This window comes from Spirosoma aerolatum, assembly GCF_002056795.1.
Classification (GTDB): Bacteria; Bacteroidota; Bacteroidia; order Cytophagales; family Spirosomataceae; genus Spirosoma; species Spirosoma aerolatum.
The window spans coordinates 4,444,623-4,468,889 of the sequence record NZ_CP020104.1; the positions used below are offsets into that span (position 1 = coordinate 4,444,623).

General features: G+C 47.6%; 20 protein-coding genes. 12 read left to right on the top strand and 8 right to left on the bottom strand.

The features are described 5' to 3' along the window. Window positions 1-19 precede the first annotated feature (19 nt). The 3 genes from B5M13_RS18210 to B5M13_RS18220 are packed head-to-tail and all read left to right on the top strand — an operon-like array spanning window position 20 to window position 2,840. Complete coding sequence (locus B5M13_RS18210; RefSeq protein ID WP_080057024.1) at window positions 20-1,135, top strand: AAA family ATPase; 1,116 nt, start codon at window positions 20-22, stop codon at window positions 1,133-1,135. Next, window positions 1,132-1,773 (top strand): DUF3226 domain-containing protein, encoded by a 642-nt coding sequence (locus tag B5M13_RS18215; protein WP_080057025.1) that lies wholly within the window; start codon window positions 1,132-1,134, stop codon window positions 1,771-1,773. Before B5M13_RS18210 ends, B5M13_RS18215 begins: the two co-directional genes overlap by 4 nt. Next, window positions 1,770-2,840, top strand: a complete 1,071-nt coding sequence (locus tag B5M13_RS18220) for a M42 family metallopeptidase (RefSeq protein ID WP_080057026.1) — start codon at window positions 1,770-1,772, stop codon at window positions 2,838-2,840. The genes B5M13_RS18215 and B5M13_RS18220 overlap by 4 nt, the downstream gene beginning before the upstream one ends. 74 nt (window positions 2,841-2,914) lie before the next feature. On the opposite strand, the gene B5M13_RS18225 is transcribed toward B5M13_RS18220, so the two are convergent. Next, on the bottom strand, window positions 2,915-5,920 hold the full coding sequence (locus tag B5M13_RS18225; protein WP_080057027.1) for an outer membrane beta-barrel protein: 3,006 nt from the start codon (window positions 5,918-5,920) through the stop codon (window positions 2,915-2,917). Between the two features lie 64 nt (window positions 5,921-5,984). Further along, a complete protein-coding gene (locus tag B5M13_RS18230; protein ID WP_080057028.1) occupies window positions 5,985-6,845 on the bottom strand; it encodes a GLPGLI family protein in 861 nt (286 codons plus the stop codon). 122 nt (window positions 6,846-6,967) lie between these two features. On the opposite strand from B5M13_RS18230, the gene B5M13_RS18235 reads away from it, so the two are divergent. Next, window positions 6,968-7,717, top strand: a complete 750-nt coding sequence (locus B5M13_RS18235) for a helical backbone metal receptor (RefSeq protein WP_080057029.1) — start codon at window positions 6,968-6,970, stop codon at window positions 7,715-7,717. Window positions 7,718-7,814: 97 nt separating this feature from the next. After that, entirely contained in the window at window positions 7,815-8,825 is a 1,011-nt protein-coding gene (locus B5M13_RS18240; protein WP_080057030.1) for an AraC family transcriptional regulator, read from the top strand. A 4-nt stretch (window positions 8,826-8,829) separates the two neighbouring features. On the opposite strand, the gene B5M13_RS18245 is transcribed toward B5M13_RS18240, so the two are convergent. Further along, window positions 8,830-9,174, bottom strand: a complete 345-nt coding sequence (locus tag B5M13_RS18245; protein WP_080057031.1) for a DUF4260 domain-containing protein — start codon at window positions 9,172-9,174, stop codon at window positions 8,830-8,832. 229 nt (window positions 9,175-9,403) lie between these two features. Here B5M13_RS18245 and B5M13_RS18250 point away from each other — a divergent pair, with 229 nt between their 5' ends. Beyond that, a complete protein-coding gene (locus B5M13_RS18250) occupies window positions 9,404-10,324 on the top strand; it encodes a hypothetical protein (RefSeq protein WP_245859374.1) in 921 nt (306 codons plus the stop codon). Window positions 10,325-10,328: 4 nt separating this feature from the next. Here the strand turns inward: B5M13_RS18250 and B5M13_RS18255 are convergent, their stop codons facing one another. The 3 genes from B5M13_RS18255 to B5M13_RS18265 all read right to left on the bottom strand — a co-directional run bounded on the left by B5M13_RS18255 (window position 10,329) and on the right by B5M13_RS18265 (window position 13,165). Continuing rightward, window positions 10,329-11,138 carry a phytanoyl-CoA dioxygenase family protein gene (locus B5M13_RS18255; protein ID WP_080057032.1) on the bottom strand — a complete coding sequence of 270 codons (810 nt, stop codon included), beginning with the start codon at window positions 11,136-11,138 and terminating at the stop codon, window positions 10,329-10,331. A 44-nt stretch (window positions 11,139-11,182) separates the two neighbouring features. Then, the gene (locus tag B5M13_RS33815) at window positions 11,183-11,716 is read right to left on the bottom strand and encodes a hypothetical protein (RefSeq protein WP_179950453.1); all 534 of its coding nucleotides are present in this window, start codon (window positions 11,714-11,716) and stop codon (window positions 11,183-11,185) included. Window positions 11,717-11,890: 174 nt separating this feature from the next. Continuing rightward, on the bottom strand, window positions 11,891-13,165 hold the full coding sequence (locus B5M13_RS18265) for a 3-phosphoshikimate 1-carboxyvinyltransferase (RefSeq protein ID WP_080057033.1): 1,275 nt from the start codon (window positions 13,163-13,165) through the stop codon (window positions 11,891-11,893). Window positions 13,166-13,336: 171 nt separating this feature from the next. On the opposite strand from B5M13_RS18265, the gene nagA reads away from it, so the two are divergent. The 3 genes from nagA to B5M13_RS18280 all read left to right on the top strand — a co-directional run bounded on the left by nagA (window position 13,337) and on the right by B5M13_RS18280 (window position 18,798). Then, entirely contained in the window at window positions 13,337-14,497 is a 1,161-nt protein-coding gene (nagA, locus tag B5M13_RS18270) for an N-acetylglucosamine-6-phosphate deacetylase (protein ID WP_080057034.1), read from the top strand. An 827-nt stretch (window positions 14,498-15,324) separates the two neighbouring features. Beyond that, on the top strand, window positions 15,325-18,279 hold the full coding sequence (locus tag B5M13_RS18275) for a TonB-dependent receptor (protein ID WP_080057035.1): 2,955 nt from the start codon (window positions 15,325-15,327) through the stop codon (window positions 18,277-18,279). Window positions 18,280-18,291: 12 nt separating this feature from the next. Then, window positions 18,292-18,798, top strand: coding sequence for a hypothetical protein (locus B5M13_RS18280; RefSeq protein WP_245859376.1), 507 nt, complete (start codon window positions 18,292-18,294; stop codon window positions 18,796-18,798). Between the two features lie 192 nt (window positions 18,799-18,990). On the opposite strand, the gene ribD is transcribed toward B5M13_RS18280, so the two are convergent. Continuing rightward, complete coding sequence (ribD, locus tag B5M13_RS18285; protein WP_245859377.1) at window positions 18,991-20,094, bottom strand: bifunctional diaminohydroxyphosphoribosylaminopyrimidine deaminase/5-amino-6-(5-phosphoribosylamino)uracil reductase RibD; 1,104 nt, start codon at window positions 20,092-20,094, stop codon at window positions 18,991-18,993. Between the two features lie 40 nt (window positions 20,095-20,134). On the opposite strand from ribD, the gene prmC reads away from it, so the two are divergent. The 3 genes from prmC to msrB all read left to right on the top strand — a co-directional run bounded on the left by prmC (window position 20,135) and on the right by msrB (window position 22,639). Further along, complete coding sequence (gene prmC / locus B5M13_RS18290; protein WP_080057037.1) at window positions 20,135-20,983, top strand: peptide chain release factor N(5)-glutamine methyltransferase; 849 nt, start codon at window positions 20,135-20,137, stop codon at window positions 20,981-20,983. 100 nt (window positions 20,984-21,083) lie between these two features. Next, entirely contained in the window at window positions 21,084-22,061 is a 978-nt protein-coding gene (locus B5M13_RS18295; RefSeq protein WP_080057038.1) for an AAA family ATPase, read from the top strand. Window positions 22,062-22,129: 68 nt separating this feature from the next. After that, on the top strand, window positions 22,130-22,639 hold the full coding sequence (gene msrB, locus B5M13_RS18300; protein ID WP_080057039.1) for a peptide-methionine (R)-S-oxide reductase MsrB: 510 nt from the start codon (window positions 22,130-22,132) through the stop codon (window positions 22,637-22,639). Between the two features lie 47 nt (window positions 22,640-22,686). Here the strand turns inward: msrB and B5M13_RS18305 are convergent, their stop codons facing one another. Continuing rightward, window positions 22,687-24,219: an MBOAT family O-acyltransferase gene (locus tag B5M13_RS18305; protein WP_080057040.1), complete on the bottom strand. Its 1,533-nt coding sequence runs from the start codon at window positions 24,217-24,219 to the stop codon at window positions 22,687-22,689. Between the last annotated feature and the right edge of the window lie 48 nt (window positions 24,220-24,267).

Genomic DNA, 24,267 nt, shown 5'->3' on the forward strand with positions numbered 1-24,267 from the left:
GCCTGATTCGACCTATTATATGGAAAAGCAACACCTCACCTACTTCAAAATCGAAAACTTCAAACGATTCGACTCCTTCGAGATGGATAATCTTGGGCAGTTCAATCTGATTGTGGGCGATAATAATGTAGGAAAAACTTCGGTGCTTGAAGCGTTGACATTTGATGATGATGCAAGAAAAATATTGACAAATTTTTGGGGAGTAACCGCTTTCCGAGGAACGTATCAATTTCAAAAAACAAGACTTGAACCAGATGATATTCAACAAACTCGCTTCTGGGAGTCCATTTTCAGAAATCTTAATTCGGCAATTAAAATCAAAAATAGTGATTCGCCTTTTGATATATTTATAGAATTGCGTCCGCATCTTAAATTATCAGAAGAAGAAAAGATTTTAATAAATAATGCTATTATTACAATTATTCCTACTTATTGGATAAAAGTCTCTTTTATAGGAGAAGACGGAAATTTGATAGATTACCAATTAATCCCGGCCTATATGGAAGGTGCTAGCACTAATAACAAGGATAACTTTATAAGTTCATATATCCCATTCATACCTGCAAATATCGGCTATAAATCTGACCTTTTAAATCTTTATTATTTATTTGTAAATCCTGACAAAAAAAACAGAAAAGAGACGGAAGATAACCTTCGTAAATTTATTCCAAATTTAGAAGAGATTAGGCCTCATAAAATATCACCTGAGCAAGAAGTCATTGGAGTAACACTATTAAACAGTGATATTATATTACCTCTTACCTATTTTGGCGATGGTACTGTAAAATATTTCCGATTCTTATTAGAAATATTTATATCTCGAAATAGGCGTCTAATGGTTGATGAAATCGGCTCAGGCATTCACTTTTCACGTTTAAAACTTTACTGGAAAAGTGTTTTACAACTTTGTAAACAATTCAAAGTTCAGCTTTTTGCTACTACGCATAGTCTTGAATGTCAGCGTGCATTTGTTGATGCGTTAGAAGACCCAGAAATGCAACAGTATCAGAAAGACGCCCGAAACATAACGTTGCTTGAAAATAAACAAGGCGAGGTAAAAGCCGTAACCTATGATTTTGAGCAGTTTGAGTATGCCCTGAATATTGGCTTTAATACAAGGGGTGGCGTATTATGAGTAGCATACAAATCTTTGTAGAGGGAGTAACCGATCAGAAGTTTTTACAGGATGTAATTGCTGAATGGTATGGGGTTGCTCTATCAATAGGCAGCATAGGAAAATCCAGTGAAATCATTTCAGTGGACGGAAAAGGAGCTTTCGATTCTCCAGAAAAGATGAAAAAGTTAATTCCTGTCTTCCAACAATTAGCTATTCAGGGAATACCAACTGTTGTCATTTTCGACGCAGATACGTTTTCAACCAATCAGGCTAATCTAAATCTTCATAGCCAAAAACTAAACTTCACCTATTTTTTATTTCCAGATAATCAACGAGATGGTGAAATAGAAACCTTGCTTGAAGAAATCATTTGCCCAGATAATCAGGTTATTTTTAATTGCTGGAAAGCATTTGAGGATTGTTTAAGCGGGCACAAAACCTCGTCAACCCCTTCAGGTAGCTTTACAACACCCGCCAACAAAACTAAAATTTATGCCTACATAGAAACGTTAGTTGGCGAAACTGATTCGGAGAAAGAAAAAATAAAGGACCGTAATCCTGATTATCACAATAAGCTGCACTGGAATCTCGACCCGAAGCATACATCACTCAAACCATTAAAAGAATTTTTAGACCCGTTTTTTAGTACACAATGAACGAACACAGTAAAGAATTCCTGTACAAATACCTCAACAATGCCTCGCCCACCGGCTTCGAATCGTCGGGGCAGCAGATTTGGCTGGATTACATCAAACCCTACACCGACGAGTATATCGTTGATACATACGGTACGGCCGTTGGGGTAATCGGCCCCGGCAAAGACTATAAAGTAGTGATTGAAGCCCACTCGGATGAAATTTCGTGGTTCGTCAATTACATTTCCGATGACGGCTACATTTTCGTCCGTCGGAATGGTGGTTCCGATGCCCTGATCGCCCCTTCGATGCGGGTCAATCTGCATACAAAAAAAGGCGTTATTGAGGGTGTATTTGGCTGGCCTGCTATCCACGTCCGCGATCTGGCTAAAGATACCGCTCCCAAAGTAACCGACCTGTTTATTGATGTAGGTGCGAATACCAAACAGGAAGTACTCGACATGGGTATTCACGTCGGTACAGTCTGCACGTTTGTCGATGGACTGACGGAGATGAACAATCGGTATTACGTAGGCCGGGCGCTCGACAACCGGATGGGAGGCTTCATGATTGCAGAAGTGGCCCGCTTATTGAAAGAGAACAATGTTACCTTACCGTTCACGCTCTATGTGGTCAATGCTGTCCAGGAAGAAATTGGTTTGCGCGGTGCTGAAATGATTGCCCGTCGACTACGGCCCGACCTCGCCATTTGTACCGACGTTACCCACGACACGCAATCGCCCAAATACGACAAAAAAGAGCAGGGCGACCTTAAATGCGGGGCAGGTCCAGTACTGTGCTACGGCCCGGCGGTTCAGAATAACGTCCTCGATTTTATGATCGACGTGGCCGAACGAGCGGAGATCGCTTTCCAGCGTCAGGCCGTTAGCCGTTCTACCGGAACCGATACCGATGCCTTTGCCTACGCAACCGAGGGGATCGCATCTGCCCTGATTTCACTACCTCTCAAATACATGCACACGACTGTCGAAACGGTTCATATGGACGATGTACAGAATGTGATAAAGCTAATGTATGAAACCTTACTGGCCCTGAAAGGTGATGAGGATTTCCGGTACATCAAATAAAAAGGCATAACAGACATGAAACGAGCGGCACATTTCCTGTGTCGCTCGTTTTGTTTTATTGGATTCGACCACGCCTATTCATTCCGACGGAAGCCACCATTTCCCTGACCGCGTTGGAAATTACCCTGCCCACGGGTACGTTGCTGGAATGGGTCGTTTGGAACCGAAGCCCCTGAATTGAATCGGCGTATGTTATAGACGAAGCTAATCATGAAATAACGATTCAGAACGCGGCTCCGCACTTCTTCAGTGTAGGTATCGGTTACGTTTCGAACGATGCTCTGATTCTGATTGAGCAGATCAAACGCCTGAAACCGTATCTCACCCTGATTCTGCTTGAACAACTGCCGCGATAATGTAGCGTTCCAGAGCGTATACGACTGGTTGTAGCTGGCCGAACTACCGCCATAATGGTTGTAATACACATCCGTTGAGAAGGTGAATCGAAGCGGCAACTGGTAGAAAATATCCAGCGTGGCCGTCTGGTTCAGGAACGTTGTATTTTGCTGGGGCTGTAACGAGTACTTTGCCGATTGCAGGTTGATGTTGCCTGCAATATTTAAATCCAGCTTTTCCGAAAAATTCGAACTCAGCCGTACCCCTTGCCCAACCAGAAAATTTTTAGCTTCGTTGGGCTGGTTGTTCACAAAGCTCTGGCCCTTGTTATAGGTAAAATTGGTCGTTAAGTTGAGGTTTGTTTTCTGCATACCAAACTTAACCGGCTGCCCCCAAACCAATGAGCCATTGACTGTGTAATAACCATTGGTATTAACTGGCCGGGTTGTCTGAGCGCCATTAGGTGCAAATGTCGTTGAGTTAACGATCTTATTATCCGTCCGGCTCCCACTGATGAATACAAATAGATTTCGAAACGTTGCCGCATCGAAACGATTGAAGTTCAGCGTAAGGTTATGGCTATATTCCGGTTGCAGACCCGAGTTACCCAATTGAATATTCAATGGATTGGTATTGATCGGAACTTCCTGTAACTGACTGACAGACGGTGCGTTCATGCGAGTACGGTAATTGAATCGCAGGGTACGTTGCTTCCCAAAGTTGTAAGTAAACAGAGCATTCGGCAGAATATTCGAAAACGACTTATTTACACTTCGATCCCGGTTGCTGAGGTTATCTGAATTCAGACTGGCCTGTTGCGCATCAACCCCAAACGCATAGGTGTATTTCAGGCGTTTGGTCTGCCAGGTCAACCCACCCCGATTTGTCACATAATCATTGATAAAGTTATTACTCAACAACGTATTCGGCAGGTCATACTGGCTGGTACTTCCATTGAAATCGTTTACGGCTCGGTTCGAGGTATTATGATTGTCCGACAGGTTGTAATGAAACTCCAGCGTTTGCCGAAGTGAGAGCGGCTCGGTATAACTCACATTGATCGTGTTAGTCATAGAACGAGTCTGCTGGTTGTTCCGCTGATCAATCCTTTGGGTTGTTATGCCTGTTACCGTATCTTTTGTAATGATACCCGTTGTCAGGCTCGTCGAAGCGCCGTTGAACGCGCCATTATACTGGTTCAGCGACTTATTGAATCCTTCATTATCCTGATTATTAGCCGATATGCTCCAGTTTACCGAAAACGTCCTTCCTTTTTTGCGAAACTTCCGCATGAACAATAACTGGTTACTTCCCGTAAACCCATTACCCGTCGAGTTATAATTAGTTTGGCTGGTATTGGCCATTACGCCCTCGCTGGTTCTGGTGGTGGCTTCGCTATGGTTGCTGTAGGACGAACTCAGCCACGACAAGCTTGGGATTACGCGGATCGTAGTGAGGGAATCGAGTCGGTAGTCGAACCGAAGATTGAACCGATTGTTGGTGTTTGTGTTATCGGAGCCGTTGGTCTGATCTCGGATAAACCCGGCATCCGACCGTGTAGGGGTCGTGCTGCCTGCACTGGGAATGACGTTGACCCGGTGGCTGCTTTGATCGGTGATTGTATTGGTATTGCTGATGTTATAGCTGCTAACGACGTCTATTTTTTTACCCCAGCCATCGCGGTAGTTAATGCCACCCGCCCACGACGAGGTAATGGCACTGCTCCCAACCTGACCGCCACCACCAAAACTGCCGCCCCCGGCGCCACCCCGCACCACGTTGCTACCTCCACCCCCACCCTGGCCCTGTCCAGCGCCACCAAAACTATTACCCAGACCTAAATCCTGCGCGGTAAAGCCCTGCTGGTTAATATTGTTGGCCATACCTAGCATCGAAATCTGGCGACCATTGTTAAACTGGTTCAAGCTCAATCGGGCTGAATACCGGGCATCATCACCCGGTTTGGGTCCGGCGGCAATCGACTGCTGGCCAAAGGTGCCTTTTCGTTTATCGCGTTTGGTGGTTATGTTGATGGTTTTTTCGCGGTCGCCATCGTCTACCCCCGAAAAAGCCGACTGTTCGGACGACTGGTCAAACAGTTGCACCTTGTCGATAATATCGGCAGGTAGGTTTCGGGTAGCCATTTTGGGATCATTGCCGAAAAACGGCTTTCCATCGACTAATACCTTGGTTACGGTTTGCCCCTGCGCCTTGATGGCCCCATCGCGGTCGACTTCCACACCGGGAAGCTTCTTGAGCAATTCTTCCACCTGCGCATTCGGCCGGGTTTTGAACGACCCTGCGTTGAACTCCAGTGTATCGCCCTTCACGGCAATGGGAGCCTTCTCCCCTTGTACGGATACTTCCATCAGGGTTTGCGACTGCGCGACAATGTCAATTGTACCTGCATCAACCGTGTGATCATTGGGCGTGATGGCTACCCGTTTGACGCGGCTCCGATAACCTACGTACGTAACCAGTACGCGATATTGGCCTTCGGCTATTTTGGAAAACACAAACTTGCCATCGCCATCGGTAATCCCAAACGAAACCAGCGACGAATCCTTAGCCAGCATCAACGATATGGAGGCCTCCATCAACGGCTTGCGTGTGACAGAATCGACGACAACCCCGCTGATGATCCCCGTCGACTGGCCAAAAGCCGAGTTAATGAATAATGTACATTGAAAAATGAATAGAACAGCAATCAGAAATCGCTTCAGAGATACTTGAGAAGTGTTCATTTTACAGTTAAGACCGCGAATACAGTCCATTATACATTGTTCATTACACATTAGTCATTTTATACTAGTCATTCCTTTGAAATGGCATGTTTTGCATCATCCGCTGCCGGAAATCAGCCATTCCCTTACGACGGATCTGTTCCATCTCTTCAGCAGAAACCACTTTGGCCTCTTTAGGCGGCTGAACCGATGCCTCGGCCACGCTTTCTGTCATCACCCCAGTCGCCTTGTACGACTCTGTATCGGACTCGATCAGCAATACCACACCCTGGGGGGGCGTCAGGTCGGCTACGGGTGAGTACGTAAACGGCAGATCGGTGGTGTACCAAATTGTATACGGCATTTTCCGATGCGTGGCCGTGGCTTTATGACAAATATACCCCGCGATTTTCTTCGTTTTATCGCTGGTTTGCCAGTCGGTTGCGGCTGGCATAGGGCGGTCGGTTCGGTAGATGGTCGTAACCGAATCTTTTTTAACGGTTAGTACATCAATGCGCTGCTTATTCGCCAGATCCAGGTACGTCTGTTGCTCAAATGGAAAATTCATCCGCATATCACCACGCGGACGGTTAGGTCGTTCGCCACCACCAGCGGATGCACCGTTTCCATCGGGAACACCATCGCCCATTTGTCGACGAAACATCATTGGTCCCTGTTGCCGATCCCGTTCCTCTTTGGCCATTGAACCAGAAAACACCAGCTTCTGCGTAAACGAAATGGTTTCGGGAAGCCCTTCCGGTGCATCAGGAGCCCCGGCACTACCCGGACGAACCTCCTGTCCGTTGATAACCATCCGCATTTGCGAACGATCAATCTGACGCATCCCTTCGTATGTAATCTTGCCCGCCGTGGGGGCATTGGTCTGCGCCAGCGCTGCGGTTGCGGTCAGACCTATAACTAATAGGGTTACAATACCTGGTTTCATAGTGAAATGAGGATTTCTGATTGTAAACGTTGCATAATTTTTTCAACTAGCAGTCCAAATCTCGTTAAAAGGGGTTTATTAGGTGCTGAGTCGGTAATTTTACCCGTCGAATGTCATAGGTTATGAGCCCGCAACGAATTATCTCTCTGGTACCTTCACAAACTGAACTACTCTTTGATCTTGGGCTCGACAATGCGGTAGTGGGTGTTACTAAATTCTGTATTCATCCGGCTGATAAAGTTAAGAACAAGACAATTGTTGGTGGTACTAAAACCCTGAATAGTAACAAAATTCGAGACTTATACCCTGACCTGATCATTGCCAACAAAGAGGAAAACAGCCGGGAGCAGATCGAAGAATTGCAGCAGCAATACCGGGTTCATGTAACGGATGTGATTACGGTATCGGATGCACTGGCGATGATTCGGGAAGTAGGTGCTCTAGTCGGTAAACCGCAGGAAGCAACCGATCTGGCCAGTCAGATTGGCAATAGGCTTTGCTCCTTCGCTAATCCATCGCCCAAACGGGTTGCTTATCTGATCTGGCGAAATCCGTACATGGTGGCCGCCGATCAAACGTTTATCCATTTCATGCTGGAAGTTGCCGGTTTTTCCAACGCATTTTCAGATAGGCTACGCTACCCCGAAATCACGGCCTATGATCTTCAGGGAGCCCGACCCGACCTGATCTTCTTATCCTCTGAGCCGTACCCATTTGCTGACAAGCATATTGCTGAACTGCAGGCTATTTGTCCAAACGCCCGAGTGGTGCTGGTTGATGGCGAACTGTTTTCCTGGTACGGAAGCCGCCTGTTGCGGTCATCCGACTATTTTAGGAACTTGCGTACCGAACTGGCTGCGTCTCAAACATAGTATCCGCTTTTCCCAAAAAGAATAGCATGGCTTTTATTCGCAACGATGACCCGACAGAGCCAATCATTGATTATTGCTGACGAACGTAATTTGCTACATGTCCACTACTCACGACACGCTTTCCGTTGCATCTATCAATCTGATTTTGTTTGCCGTTCGACAACAGGGGGTTGATACGGAGCCACTCATTCAAACGGTCGGCATTGCACCTGAGCAACTCCGTGACCCCGACGGACGCGTATTTATCTGGCAGATACAGGCTTTATGGCAGGAGATTGTTCGTGTTACCGGCGACCCCACGATTCCATTGAAACTGGGCGAATTAGTTAATCCTGTTGCCGCTGGTGTACTGGCTTATGTGATGATGCACAGTCCTACATTGGGCCGGGCACTGGAGAAACTCTGTCACTATCAGGATATTGCCTGCGAAGGGGTTGCTACAACCGGGCGACTAATTGGCAATCAATACATCCTGTCATTACGCATTACCAGCACCGATATTCGCTACCCGGATTATACCTACAATTCCGAACTATCGGTTTACCTGTCTGCTATGCGGGCGTTGACAGGGGTAGCCATTACCGCCAAGGAAATTCAATTTGCCTATCCGCGTCCCATCGACATTCGGGAGCATGAGCGGGTATTTACTCCCGCGAAACTCACCTTCGACGCTCCACAAACAGCCATGATTCTCGATGCCTCTCTACTCGATCTGCCCATTTTAAACGCCAGCCCAACCCTGTCGGCGCTATTTGAGAAGCATGCCAATGATCTACTCGACAAGCTTAAAACGCCATCCATCAGCAGCCGGGTCAAAACGGAACTTGTTACGATCATGAAAGGCGAAGAGCCTACCCTGGCTACCGTGGCCGACCGACTGGCGATCGGCATTCGCACCCTACAATTACGTCTGAAAGAGGCAGGTACCTCCTACCAGCAATTACTCGATGAAACCCGAAAAGAACTAGCTGTCCGGCACCTGCGTGAACCCAATCTTAGCACCACCGATATTTCCTATCTGCTTGGTTTTGCAGAACCCAGCGTCTTTTTCCGCTCATTCAAAAAGTGGACAGGCCAAACACCGGGCGCTTTTCGAATGGCGTCGTAACGCGTTACAGGTTCCCCAGACTGGTATGTTTGAAACTATCGACGTATTTCAGGCCGTAACCCATCGTTCGGTCCATGCTTGAATGGGCAAACAAAATAATCCCGGCCAGTATCAGATTCTGACTGCCCAGCATCAGCCCCAGTAGCCCAATCGCAATCCCCAATCCTTTGTGGTGCACGATATTGTATAAAACAGCCCCAATGGCCGGATTGACCAGATAACCAATCATGCTGATGTCTGGCACTAAAATCAGGGCGGGAAACCACCACCAGGCAAAATTCAGTCGGGAAAACAGATAAATAGCACCCAGGAATTGAATTAACTCTTCGGATTTGAGTAAGGTCTTCATTGGTTCGTGTCTCGATTAGTACATGACAAAGGTCCGACGAACGCCAAAACTGGTCGCTGACAAAGCGCGCAATTCGATTGACTTTTCACGAAAAAATGAAGGCTAGTGGTCACAACAGGCTACTGAATGGGCTCTGAGTTACTCGGATGATATAACTTCCTAAATTTGGCAACACTTGCCCGCAAAGTTGCGTAACCGTGATTAGTATTACCTATCAGAACAAGCTTATATGGTGAAACACTGTTTACTCTTCTTGTTTCTGTTTTGTCAATCCATCTCGGCTCTCGCTCAGATTATTGAGATTGACACCAGCGAAACGGCCCCACCTCCTATCCGCCGGAACGTACTTACTGACGACCCGGAACAACGCTCCAACAGGCCCCGATCGAGTACCAGCCGAACGGCAAGTGGTCGACAGTCCGACTATTTACTACTTCATCAGCTTCGTGAAATTCAAACTTGGTCTGTAGCAATAGAAGGTGGTTTTCGGAGCGACGTCAGCAATCTAACGAACACATTTAATCGGCTGGTTAATAGTGCCACTCAGTTTAAAGGTGTCTGGAGCGTACTGACCGGCTATACCTATCGCAATGCCTGGGCTGTCGAAACGGGCTATGCGCGTTCGCCTATTCATCTGAACATCACCATCGCAAACGGAAATCAGCCATTAGTGTATACGTACCAGAATAGTGGGAGCGGTATTCCATTGCGGATAAAGCGACGGATTGGATTTGGTAAGAAAGCCGAAAATGGGACAGGGTTCTGGATTACGGGTGGTGCGTGGTTGATTCCCAACGGCACCAAACAACTGGACGACTTCAAACTTATCGGGTATATGTATGGAGGCCGTGGCAATCGTATCGATACCCTGCGGCTCGACAATTCAACCAGTACAAACCAGATTACCGGGCTTGCTGAAGCAGGTTTCGAATACAACGTACGTATATCCTCTTCGCTCGAATTAGGAGGATATTTACGAAAATACTGGGGAATTGGCGATGCCCTTCGTTCCGACCTGATTTATTCGATTAATAAATCATCGGTTCAGTATGCATCTGCTACGGCCAACGGCACAGGCTGGGGATTTGGTATGTCGCTTCGCTACATTTACGGCAAGCAGCACGAACTGAAGCAGCAACGAGATCGATAGCGCCCTACTCCACCAGTTTTTTCACGTCCAGCACCCGAATATTATTCGCCTGGGCTTTTTGAAGCGTATCCGTCGAAAAGGTCGATAGCCGGACGTTTTCCTGCATATCCGCCCGTTTCTGGATATGCTGTTCCAGGTATCGGTCGAGATGTTTACCTTCCAGTCCGTAGCTAAAGAAAAGCGAGACCCGTTCGCCTTGCTGCTCGCGAAACAGAAAGTTGGGCAGGCGATTTTCGAGCCCAACGTGCAGGGGCAGACTATTAAAAACTTTCATTCGTCGGGCATTTCCGCTATGGAGAGTCCGCATGTTCCAGACGACAATATCCCCCGCGCGGGTATCGGCAAATACATCGGCACCATCGGCTGCATTATGGCTACCAGCCTTAAAGCGAATGCCACCACTGTAGGTATCGTGATTCTGCAAATAAATACCAAATCGGATGAGCGGATACGGGCCATCCCAATCGGCTCCCTGCCCAAACTGATACCGATCGATATTGTCTCGGTGAAAACCACGGGTTCCGGTGCCAATCTGATAGGTGCTATCGGAAAAGTAAACGGGAGTATCGCCCAGAAGTTCAGTAGCGATGGTTACAATTCTTGGATCGTAAATTACCCAGCCAAGCTTCTCCTTACTCAATAAATCACCTTTTACGGAGGCAGCTTGCTTTACCTGTTTAACGAGGCCAAGCTTCTGCTGCTGGTCTCGATAGGTATAGGCTGCCTGCCGCAACTGGGCTACCTCGTCGGGCGTAAACACGTTCCGAACGATCAGATACCCCTGTTCATCAAATTGCTCCCGGCGTGTCATCATCTTATTTAGCCCAAAACGGCATTCACTTTTTTACCTAACGTTATTTATGAGAGTTTTTCCCGTAGAATCTGTAAAATCAATTCCTGGCCAGCCACCAATTTTTCCTGACTCACTCTAAGTTCTTCGTAAGCTTTTGTTAACTGACCTTGTCCTCTTTTTAAGATTTCTTGGCCAATTCGCAATTCATCATAATTTGCTTCTATCCGTTCTTGACCAAGTCGCAATCCATCATAGTTTGCCTCCAAACGTTCCTGACCTAGACGCAATTCATCATAATTTGCTTCTATCCGTTCCTGACCTAGACGCAACCCATCATAGTTTTCGTTCAAGCTCTTCTGTTCAAGTCGAAGCTCTTCCTGACCAGCTTGCAATATCTCCAGTTGTTTTTGCGTGGTAACGGTTAGATTTGCTAACCCAATGGCTGTAAGCTCTCCCGTTTTTTTTACCTGGTCGAGTTCACTTTTTGTATTGGTAGCCAATTCAACAAGCTGGCCTTGTCCTTCGATCAAGCGATCAATCTTCTGAAGTGAATCAGCCATTAGTGGCTCCAACTGATCAAGTCTACGATTAGGGGTCATTTAGCGAATATAATTTAGTAAAATATGTGCGGGCAATATACCTATTCGCAATATACACAACAAGAAATTAGCAACCAATAATAAAGAAAATGCATACTTAATGACACACTACCCGTCTATAATAAGTCTAGGAGCAGTCTGCATACCAAAACTTTTGCGCCTGTTATGTATCCGTCAGTTGGCTATCTGGCCTGCTGAGACAAACTCAACGGTAGCTACTCGGGCCATATCGTCCCAGAAACTGGGGTAGGATTTAGCGACTACGCCTGGTTCTTCAATGATAATTTCCTCCCGCATGGCTACAGGTGCAAAAGCCATAGCCATCCGGTGATCGTCGTAGGTCTTAATGACAGCCGGAACCGTGTGCGTCTGGCCCAAGCGTCGAACTTCATACCGATGGTTCGGATCTATTTCAACTAATTCGGCGCCAATTTTCTGCAATTCAGCCTGTAGAGCGGCCACCCGGTCGGTCTCTTTAATTTTCAGGCTTTCGATACCCGTGAGTCGTAGCGTAACTCCTTTTACAGCCGCGCAAACCGCCACAGTCTGTGCCAGATCAGGGCAATCGGTAAAATCCCAGGCCAGCGACTCAGCAGCCGGGTGTTTAGTGAGCCGAACGCCCTGTTCTGTAAACGTGCTTTCGACACCTAACAATCGCATAATCGACACAATAGCACTGTCGCCCTGCAACGATTTTGGTTTCAACCCTAAGAGGGTGATTTCAGCCGTTTCATCAAGTGCTAAAGCCGCTACACTATACCAGTAACTGGCTCCCGACCAATCCGACTCGATAGTATAGGCTGTAGGAATATACGGCCTGGGGGCTACAGTAATCGTTTTCGCATCCCAGTCAGCCCGTACATCGGCCCCGAAGCAGATCATTTGCTCCAGCGTCATTTCAATATACGGCCGCGAGCCGATAGCCCCAGTCAATTCCAGGGTCAGCCCGTTGGGCAAGGTAGGAGCAATCATCAGCAAGGCCGAAATGTACTGGCTACTTACATCGCCCCGAATTTGTACTCGGCTAGTGCCCAAAGGCTTAAATCCATTCAATTGCAACGGAGGATAGCCATCTTTGTTCAAATAGGTAATATCAGCACCAAGGGTTCGCAACGCATCGACCAGAATACCAATAGGCCGTTCACACATGCGCGGGGTGCCTGTCATCGTTTTACTCTGTCCGGTTGCCGCAAAATAAGCTGTCAGAAAACGCATCGTCGTACCTGCATCCAGTACATCGGCGGTACTGTCGTCCGATTTAAGCAACCGAATCATCGTTTGTGTATCGCGAGCGGTCGACAGGTTATGCAGATCCGATTGAAAGCCAGCCAGGGCATCAATGATCAAAGCACGGTTACTTTCACTTTTCGACGAAGCCAATGGAATCGTAGCCTGGACAAGGCCGGGGCTGGTTAGGCTGGCAGGAGGAGTTAAACGAACAGCGTTCAAGCAGTTTATTGTTTATAGTTTTCGGTTTAGGGTGGACTGACGCGAAAGCAACTAGGCGTCCGCCTACCGTAAACTGAAAAACGTAAAAGAAATTGTTCACAAAAAAACGAAAAATCGGGTAGATTCCGGTCATCATCTGCCTGTAATACGAGGTAAAAGCTCCATCCTTACATGAATCAGTTTATCAACGCTACCGTCTTTACTGGCGATGAATGGCTTACCGATGCAACCGTCCGCGTAGAAAATGGTCGGATTCAGGAAATTACAACAGCCAACAATCTTTCTACCGATTCAGCATCCAGTATCGATCTGGCAGGTGATTGTCTTATTCCCGGCCTCATCGATCTTCAATTATATGGTGGTTCGAATCTATTCTTAAACGAGGTACCAACCCCCGATACGGTTCGTCACATTTATAACTCACATGCCTTCAATGGCACTACGACTCTCCTACCAACCATTCACTCAACCTCGCTGGCTATTATGCAGCAAGCGATGGCAGCCGTAGTGGTAGTTCGAGACGAAGACCCATTTGGGGTACCGGGTCTACACATTGAAGGGCCTTATTTTAACCCTGTCAAGCGGGGAGCCCATAGCATGGCCTATGTACGAACTCCCGCCGAAGGTGAGCTGGAAGCCCTGTTCAGTACAAATGCCGACATCATTCGTATACTGACACTGGCTCCCGAAATTTTTTCGCCAGAGCATTTTGTGGCCATCAAGCAATTGAAGCATCCTACTACGCTGCTTTCGCTGGGCCATAGTAATGCTACTTATGAGCAAGCTACAGCCGCCTTCGACAATGGTGTGTCGCTTTCTACGCACTTGTATAATGCCATGCGAGGTTTTGAAAGTCGCGAGCCGGGTGTTGTCGGGGCCGTATTCGATCATCCTACCGTTCGGGCCAGCATCATTGCAGATGGTTATCATTGCAATCCCACTACCATCCGTATTGCCTACCGATTGCTTGGCGAACGGTTATTTCTTATTTCGGATGCCTTATTCGCCAATCCACCCCGCCCTTCGTTTACTCTCGGCCAGTTTGTCGTTCATTATGAACCAGATAGCAGTGGACCTGGGCGTTACGTCAACGATGAAGGAAATCTGGCAGGTTCCGCCATAACCCTAATCGACTGCGTTCGAATAGCGGTTGAAAAAGCCGGGATTCCATTGACCAACGCGCTTCGCATGGCGTCAACGGTTCCAGCCGACATTATCGGCATGGGCCACCAACTGGGAAAGATTCAGCCAGGGTACGTCGCTAACCTGGTACGGACAGATCAATCACTCTACACAAAAGGGGTCTGGACCCAGGGTGTAGCTATCCGTTGAGGGCTGTACCCTACCCTTTCCTCTTCAATATTCTAACGTTACCCTCGAACGGTAGCTGGCTCAGATAAAACCCATCTTGCACAGCTATTTTTCGGGGGTAATTTGTTTTAGTTGAACTACTATGCTTACGGTTTATCAAGTAAGTATAAATACGGATATTTAGAAAACAGATAATAGAAAAATAGAAGCTATATAATTTTCTGTTGCACTATTCATATAATTCAGTATTATATTCTACATTTACACTTGACAACGTTATTATAGTTTGTAATTTCGACTAAGTACAACAAAATATACTCTCAATAGCGCGCTAGAGTTTTAACTGAGAGGCACTCTATCAAAAAAGCTAATAGCCAGAAACTAACCCGTAGTCGATACGCTATAGCCCGATTTCAATAGTATTTTTTTGCCTTCCGTATGGGCCCTAAAATCCCTGTCAGGTCGTGTATTGTCTAGTGATTAAAACTAAGTATTACTTACCGTTCAACTTATCAGTATGATAAAACCGTACGAATCAATCAGCGGACACACAATAGGCCGAAGGTATTCTCCGGGAATTTTACTTTATCGATCGCCGGCCGGCCTGACAATGGGGCGATCCGAGGTGCAACGCTCTATGAAGCAGCACATTTCCAATGTAAGCCAACAGCATCCCTCTGTACACCGTCGGCAACAGAGCTGATTTATACGCCCCATTCATCATCAATCTGGCTAAAATCAAACAATTGCGTGAGTCATCAGCATACAGAATGCCTTACTGCTCTCCTTTCCTACCCCCTGGGCAGGGGAAAACGTGGATTATCCAATCTAACTTTTCATCAATAATTATGAAACAAAAGAGACTTCTACTTCACGTAATGCCAGTGCTGGTTACCGTGTTAGCACTGATAATACTAGTGCCACAAACGACGTTGGCTCAGACCCGAAAAGTAACCGGGAAAGTCAGCTCCAGCGGCAATGCTGAAATTTTACAGGGCGTCAATGTACTGGTGAAAGGCAATAGCCGCAAAGGTGCGATTACAGATGCTCAGGGCATGTTTTCGGTTGACGCTTCTCCAAGTGATGTATTGGTTGTTAGCTTTATCGGCTTCAAATCCAAAGAGATAAAAGTAGGCGATCAAACCAATATTAACATATCGCTCGACGAGGATGCTACCCAACTGACCGAGTTAGTCGTAACGGGTACACGCAATACGGGACGAACCATTCTGGAAACACCTGTACCCGTGGATGTTATCTCGATTAAAGACATTATGGGCGACTTGCCTCAGATTGACCTGGCCCAGATGCTTGCCTTTGTTGCTCCTAGCTTTAACGCGGTCCGAAACCAGGGGGGCGACCTCGACTCTCACGTCGATCCGGTACAGCTACGAAATATGGCACCCAACCAGATTCTGGTTCTCGTCAATGGCAAACGGCGGCACACGTCATCGCTCCTGATCGGTACAACGGCCGTTGGTAGTCCTTCCACATCGGTCGATATGATGACCATACCAGCCGCATCGATTGATCGGGTCGAAATTCTGCGCGATGGTGCAGCGGCTCAGTACGGTTCGGATGCCGTTGCCGGGGTGGTGAACATCATTCTGAAAAAAGGAACGAACAAATTAACGAGTAGCCTGACGGGTGGTGGGTATCTCAACTCAGGTGGGCAGGCTGGCGATCTGACCAAGGCGGGCAAACCCGATGGCTTCAACTACCAGTTCGATGCAAACTATGGCTTCAAGATTGGCGACAAAGGCTTTCTTAACCTAACAGGCCAGATCACCCAGCGTCGGCCAACCATTCGCCAGTTTGTAAACGACTGGGAGATCTACGACAACACATACCTGAACAACCTGCGTACCGACAAATATGGCCGCCCTATTATTACTAATCCCGAACTGGTTAACGCGCTGGCGGCTGGCAACACAACTTCTGCCACCAGCCTGAAAACAGAAGCGGGTTTACTGAGCGCCCGTGGCCTCACACCCTCCGATTTTTCGGTATATGCGGGTATGCCCGGTATCACGATGGGTTCGATGTTCTATAACGCAGGGTATGAAATCAACGCCAATACGACGCTCTACAGTTTCGGGGGTATGTCGTACAAATACCTGAAAGGATTCTCCTGCTACTATCGTCGCCCTGCCCAAACGGATCGATTCAATTATCTGCTCTATCCCAATGGATTCCGGCCACAATTGATCACCAATACAGCCGATATATCCAACACGGTCGGTATCCGCAGTAAACTGGGTGAGTTCAGCGTCGATTTTAGCAACACATTCGGTCGGAATACCTCGCTGATTAGCATGACCAACACCTTCAATGCATCAATCGGCGCTAACTCGCCGGTCGATATGAACATTGGCACGAACCAGTTCACCCAGAACTCCACCAACCTTGACTTCTCGCGGTATTTCAAGGGGGTTATGAGCGGCCTGAACGTCGCGTTTGGTGCAGAGATGCGGGTTGAAAACTACAAGATCATTAAAGGACAGGATGAGAGCTATACGTACGGCGATGCAGGCATTCTGACCGCTACGCAGGCAGGATTGCTGGTTGGTCCCAACGGATTACCGTTACAGAATGAAGCCGCTCAGCCGATTGTAGGGGCCGATGGAAAACCGTTGTCTGTATTTGCCGGGCAGCAAATTACGGTCAAAAACTTTGCAGCCAACTGCCAGTGCTTTTCTGGATTTGGGCCTAAAGATGAGCGTAACGCGTTCCGCACAACGATGGCGGCATATCTGGATACCGAGCTTGAGTTAACCCAGAAACTCTTGCTGGCGGCTGCCGTACGGATTGAAAACTATTCTGACTTTGGCGGAGTAGCGATTGGTAAATTAGCAGCCCGGTACAACATCGCCAAGAATCTTACTGTCCGGGGCTCTATTGCCTCAGGCTTCCGGGCACCTTCGTTGCAGGAGTTGAATTTCACCCACACCACTACGGCCTTTATACCCGATGCCAACGGAGTGCCTCAACCTCTGGACGTTACTACCTATGCGACCAACAGCACAGCTGCCCGCGTGCTGGGCATCAAAGGTCTTAGCCAGGAAAACTCCCGGACTTATGGCCTGGGCCTCACCTACCAGCCTACACGGGGTTTTGAGGTCACCGTAGATGCCTATCAGATTGATGTCGATAACCGTATTTTTCAGACCAGTTTCTTTAGTGCTGAGGAAGTAGGTAATCACTATGATGAAGTAATCGGTGCTGGTCAGGCTCAGTTCTTCGTCAACGGAGCCAATGTACGCTCCAAAGGCCTTGAACTGGTTGGCAACTACACCCAGAATCTGTCCCGCAACAAAAGCCTCACTTACAGCCTGGCTGCCATTTTCAGCCAGAACAGCATCCTGAGCCGAAACCCGCCCAGCCTGAAGGTCGAGAATCTTACACCCGATCAGGTGGTCGAAAAATACCTTAGCCGGGATATTATCGGTCAGTTTGAAACCGGAACCCCACGCACCAAACTCATTGGCTCAGTCATGTATCGGCAAAACAAATGGGATGTGATGCTGCGTGGCACCTATTATGGAAAAATCACGGCCCTTTCTGTATCGGCCGACGATAAGGGGAATTACTACGATCAGACCTTTAAGCCTCAAACGATCTTCGACTTAAGCATCGGATACGCTGTAAATAAAAGCCTGAAATTTTCCATTGGTGGCAGTAACATTCTTGACCAATACCCAGAGATCCTTCGTCCTGAAAACCGTGGTTTTTATCTGTACTCCAACTATCAGCAAGGATCAAACGGCGCCTATTACTATGGCCGTGTGTTATTCAACCTTTAATGTATCCAGACAATGAAACACCTTGTTTATCACTTTCGCTCAATGCCAGCACTAGTCCTGCTATTTGCACTGCTTGTACTGTCGACCTCCTGTGAGCAGGAAAACTATGAGCCAATCTATAATGCGGCTTCAGGTGGTGGTACACTGTCTACCTATAAGGCGTATACCCTAGCCTCAACGGATGGAAAAAATATCTATGGACGTGTTGTTTTTTATAAATACAACACGTCGGTTACGCTGGTAGAAGTGGGTCTGTACAACACCGCAACCGGCACATCGTATTCATCTTCGATCTTTCAGGGCAAGCTATCGGCCGCATTGACTACGTCACTCAAACCGCTGGATACCATCAACGGAACCACTGGTGCATTTTCCAGCAACAAATATTTTACAATCAATGAAGCTGGTTTTTATGATAAGTTGAGTACATATGATGCCAATGTGAAGGTAATGCAGGGAACAACGCTGGTAGCTAGTGGTAATATTGGCGTTAATGCTACGCCGGTTGCCCAATCGTAATGCTTATGGACAAAACCCCTAATGAGTTATATCGCTAAAGTAGGTTAAGATTTTTCCGCAAAATGTGTTTTTTAATAGCTCTGGATTCTTTTCTGGAGCTATTTTCGTGTATAGCCCTACCAACAAAAAACTGTCGATCGGCTGGCGTTCCTACGGCCGATACTGGTCATACGAATCATCTCAATCCATAGTCTAGTTGGGTTGGTAAATACTCAATTCATCCTCTCCTACCTGTTTTCGGCTAACCAGTCTCCCCTGCACTATTGGTGCTTTTATTCCGTTACCCAACATACGAGGACTACGGAATACGCGCATCTCGTCCCACACGCCCTCGTCCAGGAATGATTGCAACAGAGAGGCTCCTCCTTCAACCAGTACCGATTGAATACCCTGTAGATGAAGGTCCTGCAAGGTGTTATTGAGTGATTGAGCGATTGAGTAGCTGGGTGGAAAAAGGGTTGAATCGGCTTTTTGCTCTACCACACTTTCGCCGTTGCGCTCTTTGAGACGTTGATGGTAAACAATTGTTGGTTGAGAACCGTCGAATACATGAAGATCAGCAGGTAAGGTCAGGTTGCGGTCCCATACAATACGAACAGGATTCTTACCAGGCCAAAGTCGGGTATTGAGTCGAGGGTTATCGTTGCGGGCGGTATTGGTACCCACCATGATGCCATCTTCTTCACCTCGCCACCGATGCACCAGCCGATGGGCTAATTCACCACTGATTTTGACAGGCTGGGCACCTTCGCCCCCAATAAATCCGTCAGATGTTTCGGCCCATTTCAGGATAATATAGGGGCGCTTCTTTTCAAAAAAAGTAAAAAAACGGGCATTCAACTGGCGACCCATTTCGTTCATAACTCCCGTTTCGACCTGAATACCAGCAGCACGAAGCCGGGCGAAGCCCTGACCAGCCACGAGCGGATTAGGATCGTCGTTACAGCATACAACCCGACCGACCGCTCGTTCGATCAACAAATCGGCACAGGGGGGCTGTTTACCGTAATGCGAGCAGGGTTCCAGCGTTACATAGGCTGTACTTTCGGGCAACAGATGGGCATCCTGTGACCGAACCGATAGTATCGCGTTGCGTTCGGCATGTGCTTCGCCGTATCGTTGATGCCACCCTTCACCTATTATTCTGGCAAACGGAATGTCAATCTCTCCTTTTCGATCATGTACGATCACACAGCCAACCATTGGGTTAGGGCTCACCCGACCACGACCCAGTGTAGCCAGTTCGAGCGCACGGCGCATAAATGGGTTTTCCATAAACTGTAAACCGAATATCATAAACTTCCCTATTTTTGGCAAAATTACCTGATAGAACCCAATGGCCACCGCCAAACCTCTATACGACCGGCTCAGTAAGAACATCACGGCCTACCCGCCCGAAGAAGCGCGGGAAATGGCGTTCATGCTACTCGACCATTACTTCGGCCTGCGCAAAACGGATGTTCTGACCGATAAACCACTCCCGCCAAACCGCACGGAACCCGACTGGTTTAAAATTCTGGAACGTCTCAATCGACAGGAACCCATTCAGCACGTTATTGGTACGACGATCTTTTGTGGATTAGAGTTCGACGTATCGCCCGATGTGCTCATTCCAAGGCCTGAAACCGAAGACCTGGTCAGGCTCATTATGCACGATTTTGCCGACCGAACCGACGATGTACCGATCGTTGACATTGGTACTGGTAGTGGGTGTATTGCCATTACCCTGGCCCGGTTTCTTCCCCAATCCGTTGTAACGGGCTGGGATGTTTCGGCCGAAGCGTTAGCACTCGCCCAGCGTAATGCACAAAACCTGAAAGCGGATGTACAGTTCGAGATTCAGGACATTCTGGCCGTTCCTTCCGACTTTAGCCGACGGTTTGATTGCGTTGTCAGTAATCCGCCTTATGTAACACGTTCCGAAGCCGCTGACATGGACCGGAACGTACTCAATTACGAACCCGATCTGGCTTTATTTGTTGATGATAATGATCCGCTGGTTTTCTATAAAGCCGTAGCCGATTTCTGCACACGCCATCTCACTAAAGATGGGGCTTGTTACGTTGAAATTAATGAGCGCTTCGGCGAAGCTACCCGGCAGGTATTTGCTGATCGGGGATTCTCCAACATACAGGTATACAAAGATATTCACGGCAAGGATCGCAGTATCCGTGCTACGTTTTAGTTTATACGTTTACGGTCTACGGTTTACGGTGAGTTAGCGCAAGATCATTGATGCGTCAGCCTACTATAAACCATAAACCATAAACTGAAAACGATACAAGATGCAATCGACCACTTCATTCAGTTACCATACAAAAATCCGCGAGGTATTCGGTGAGATGAGCAAGGTTGTAGTCGGGCAGGAACGCCTGCTCAATCGCCTGCTGATCGGCCTGTTTACGGGTGGTCATATTTTACTGGAAGGCGTTCCCGGTCTGGCAAAAACACTTACGATCAACACACTCGCCAAAGTTCTTGAACTCGACTTCCAGCGTATCCAGTTCACGCCCGATCTACTCCCTGCCGATCTGATTGGCACGATGATTTTCAATCAGAAAACGGCTGAATTCGAGGTAAAGCAAGGGCCTATTTTTGCCAATCTGATTCTGGCCGACGAGGTCAACCGGTCTCCCGCCAAAGTTCAATCGGCACTACTTGAGGCCATGCAGGAAAAACAGGTAACCATTGGCGAGGAAACGTTTGTACTCGACCGACCCTTTCTGGTACTGGCTACCCAAAACCCGGTCGAACAGGAAGGGACCTATCCACTGCCTGAAGCACAGGTAGACCGCTTCATGATGAAAGTCTTTGTCGATTATCTTAACAAGGACGACGAACTGGAAGTGATGCGTCGGATGTCGAACCTCAATTTCGATTATGAAGTACAGCCGGTACTGGGAAAAGAAGAGTTGAGTGCCATTCGAAATGAAATCAATAGCATCACGATTTCGGAAACCCTGGAACGGTACATCATCGAACTGGTTTTTGCAACACGACGTCCCCTGGAGTACAATTTACGTGACGAAGCCCGCTACATTCAGTTCGGTGTGTCGCCACGGGCTACTATTTATCTGAACCTGGCCGCCAAAGCCCTCGCTTATTTCGACCGACGCGATTATGTCCTTCCTGAGGACATTAAAGAAGTGGCCCCCGACGTATTCAATCATCGCATCATGCTCAATTACGAAGCCGAAGCGGATGGCGTTACCACCTTGCAGGTCATTGATTCCATACTCCGAAAAGTAGCCATTGGACGGTAATCAAGAGCGAAAGAATAAGATTTCAGAAATAAATTTTAGCACTGTTCGCTCTTTTTACTCGTTAATCAATGAAGCCAACGTACCTTTTTTTATTCATCGCGCTGCTTCTGATTGGCGGGTTATGGCTTTATGGTACGTTTGTAACCACACCCCGCCCTTTGCATCATCCACCGGCAGGCACTACCTCACCGGGCAACCGCAGGGTCGAGAAATCCGATGAAGAATGGAAGTCTCTACTGACGCGTTCTCAATACACCATCACACGCGAACGCGGGACCGAATGGCCTAATAGCAGCGAACTGAACCACGAACATCGAGTCGGGAGGTATGCCTGTGTCTGCTGTCATAATCCCCTGTTCTCATCAGCCACCAAATTCGATTCCCATACGGGCTGGCCAAGTTTTTATGAACCTATTGTTCCCAACGCCATCTATACCGAACCCGATGGTAACCGAACGGAAGCGCGCTGTTCGGTCTGTGATGCCCACCTGGGCCACGTATTCAACGACGGTCCCGACCCGACTGGGCTTCGCTATTGCATGAACGGCGTAGCATTGACGTTTGCCCCTGCCAAGTAAACCGTTTTACGAAATTTGCAATTCGCGAATTGCAAATCAGCTATTTGTCAGAACTGGAAATAAATAAACTGGTTGGACGAGAAGACGCCAAACAGATAGGTAACGAACGTAATGAGTGTAAACAACAGAACAAACTGAACCGTATTCCGCGTTGGAATGGAAAGAACAAAGGCCTCTTTAATGAGCAGAAAAACGATCAAAAAGAGACTGAACCACATTTCGACAGCATTCATAGGGCTTTGAATGACATCGCTGAACGACAGCGTACCAATTCGTCCCAGAATCATAAAGGCATCCCCCACACTTCGCGCCCGGAAAAACACCCACGTCAGCATGATCAGAACGAACGTAATAAGCGTATTGATAACTACCCGAACGGGCGACTTCTGACTTTCCCGATCATGAACGGGCGAAGTAATCAAACTGGGTTGCGTACTAGAAAAGCCCAGTTTCGACAGGAGTTTATCACGCAGTACAGCCAGAATTTGGTACACACCATTTAACCCACCCCAAATAACATACGTCCAGTTGGGGCCATGCCAGAGGCCACTGGCCAGAAACACAATCAGCATGTTCAGGTATTGCCGAAACTCACCTTTCCGGTTGCCCCCCAGCGGAATATAGAGGTAGTCCCGAAACCAGGTCGACAGCGAAATATGCCAGCGTCGCCAGAACTCCGAAATCGACTGGGCAATGTAGGGCGTTCGGAAGTTTTCCATGAGCGTGAAGCCCATAACGCGGGCCGCTCCAATCGCCACATCCGAATAGCCCGAAAAGTCACAGTAGATCTGGAAGGTGTAAAAGAATGTGGCCGCCAGCAGGGTGAGCCCATTTTGTTCAGACGGGTTACCGTACGCATAATCGACCAGCATAGCTAACCGATCGGCAATGACCAGCTTTTTAAACAATCCAAAGGCCATTTGCATGAGCCCGGCCTTTACATTTTCAGCATCGTAGGCAAAGGTTTTATGGAATTGCCATAGCACATTCTGCGGGCGCTCAATGGGTCCAGCCACCAACTGGGGGTAGAACATGACGTAGAGCGCGTAAATGCCAAAATGTCGCTCGGCTTTCTGGTTCCCCCGATACACTTCAATGGTATAGCTCATGGCCTGAAACGTATGAAACGACAAGCCAATGGGCAGAATACTCATATTGTCTTTGTAGGAAGAAATACCGCTTTTACCGAATATATGCAACACTTTTACAAACACTCGATTGGCTCCTGCTGTTACGGTTTCGGCAATATGCGGCATATCCAGAAAGTCGAATAAACCGGCAATGTTTTCCGTAAAAAAACCTAGATATTTAAAAAAGGCCAGAATCCCCAGGTTCGAAATCAGCGACAGAATAAGCAGCCAGCGCCGGGAACGCCCACTCGATCGCTCAATCCAGATACCAGCGATGTAGTCAATGATAATAGTCAGGAATAGAATCAGGATATACGACGGCTGGAAAACCATGTAGAAATAACAACTGGCTACCAGCAGCAATATCCATCGCCCCTGCCACTTCAAACTGAAATAGCTTAGGGTAACGACTATAAAAAACAGTAAAAACTGTAGTGAATTAAAAAGCATCCGTTCTACCGTTACGGTTTAGGGCATTCGGTAACGTAAGCGCTTGGC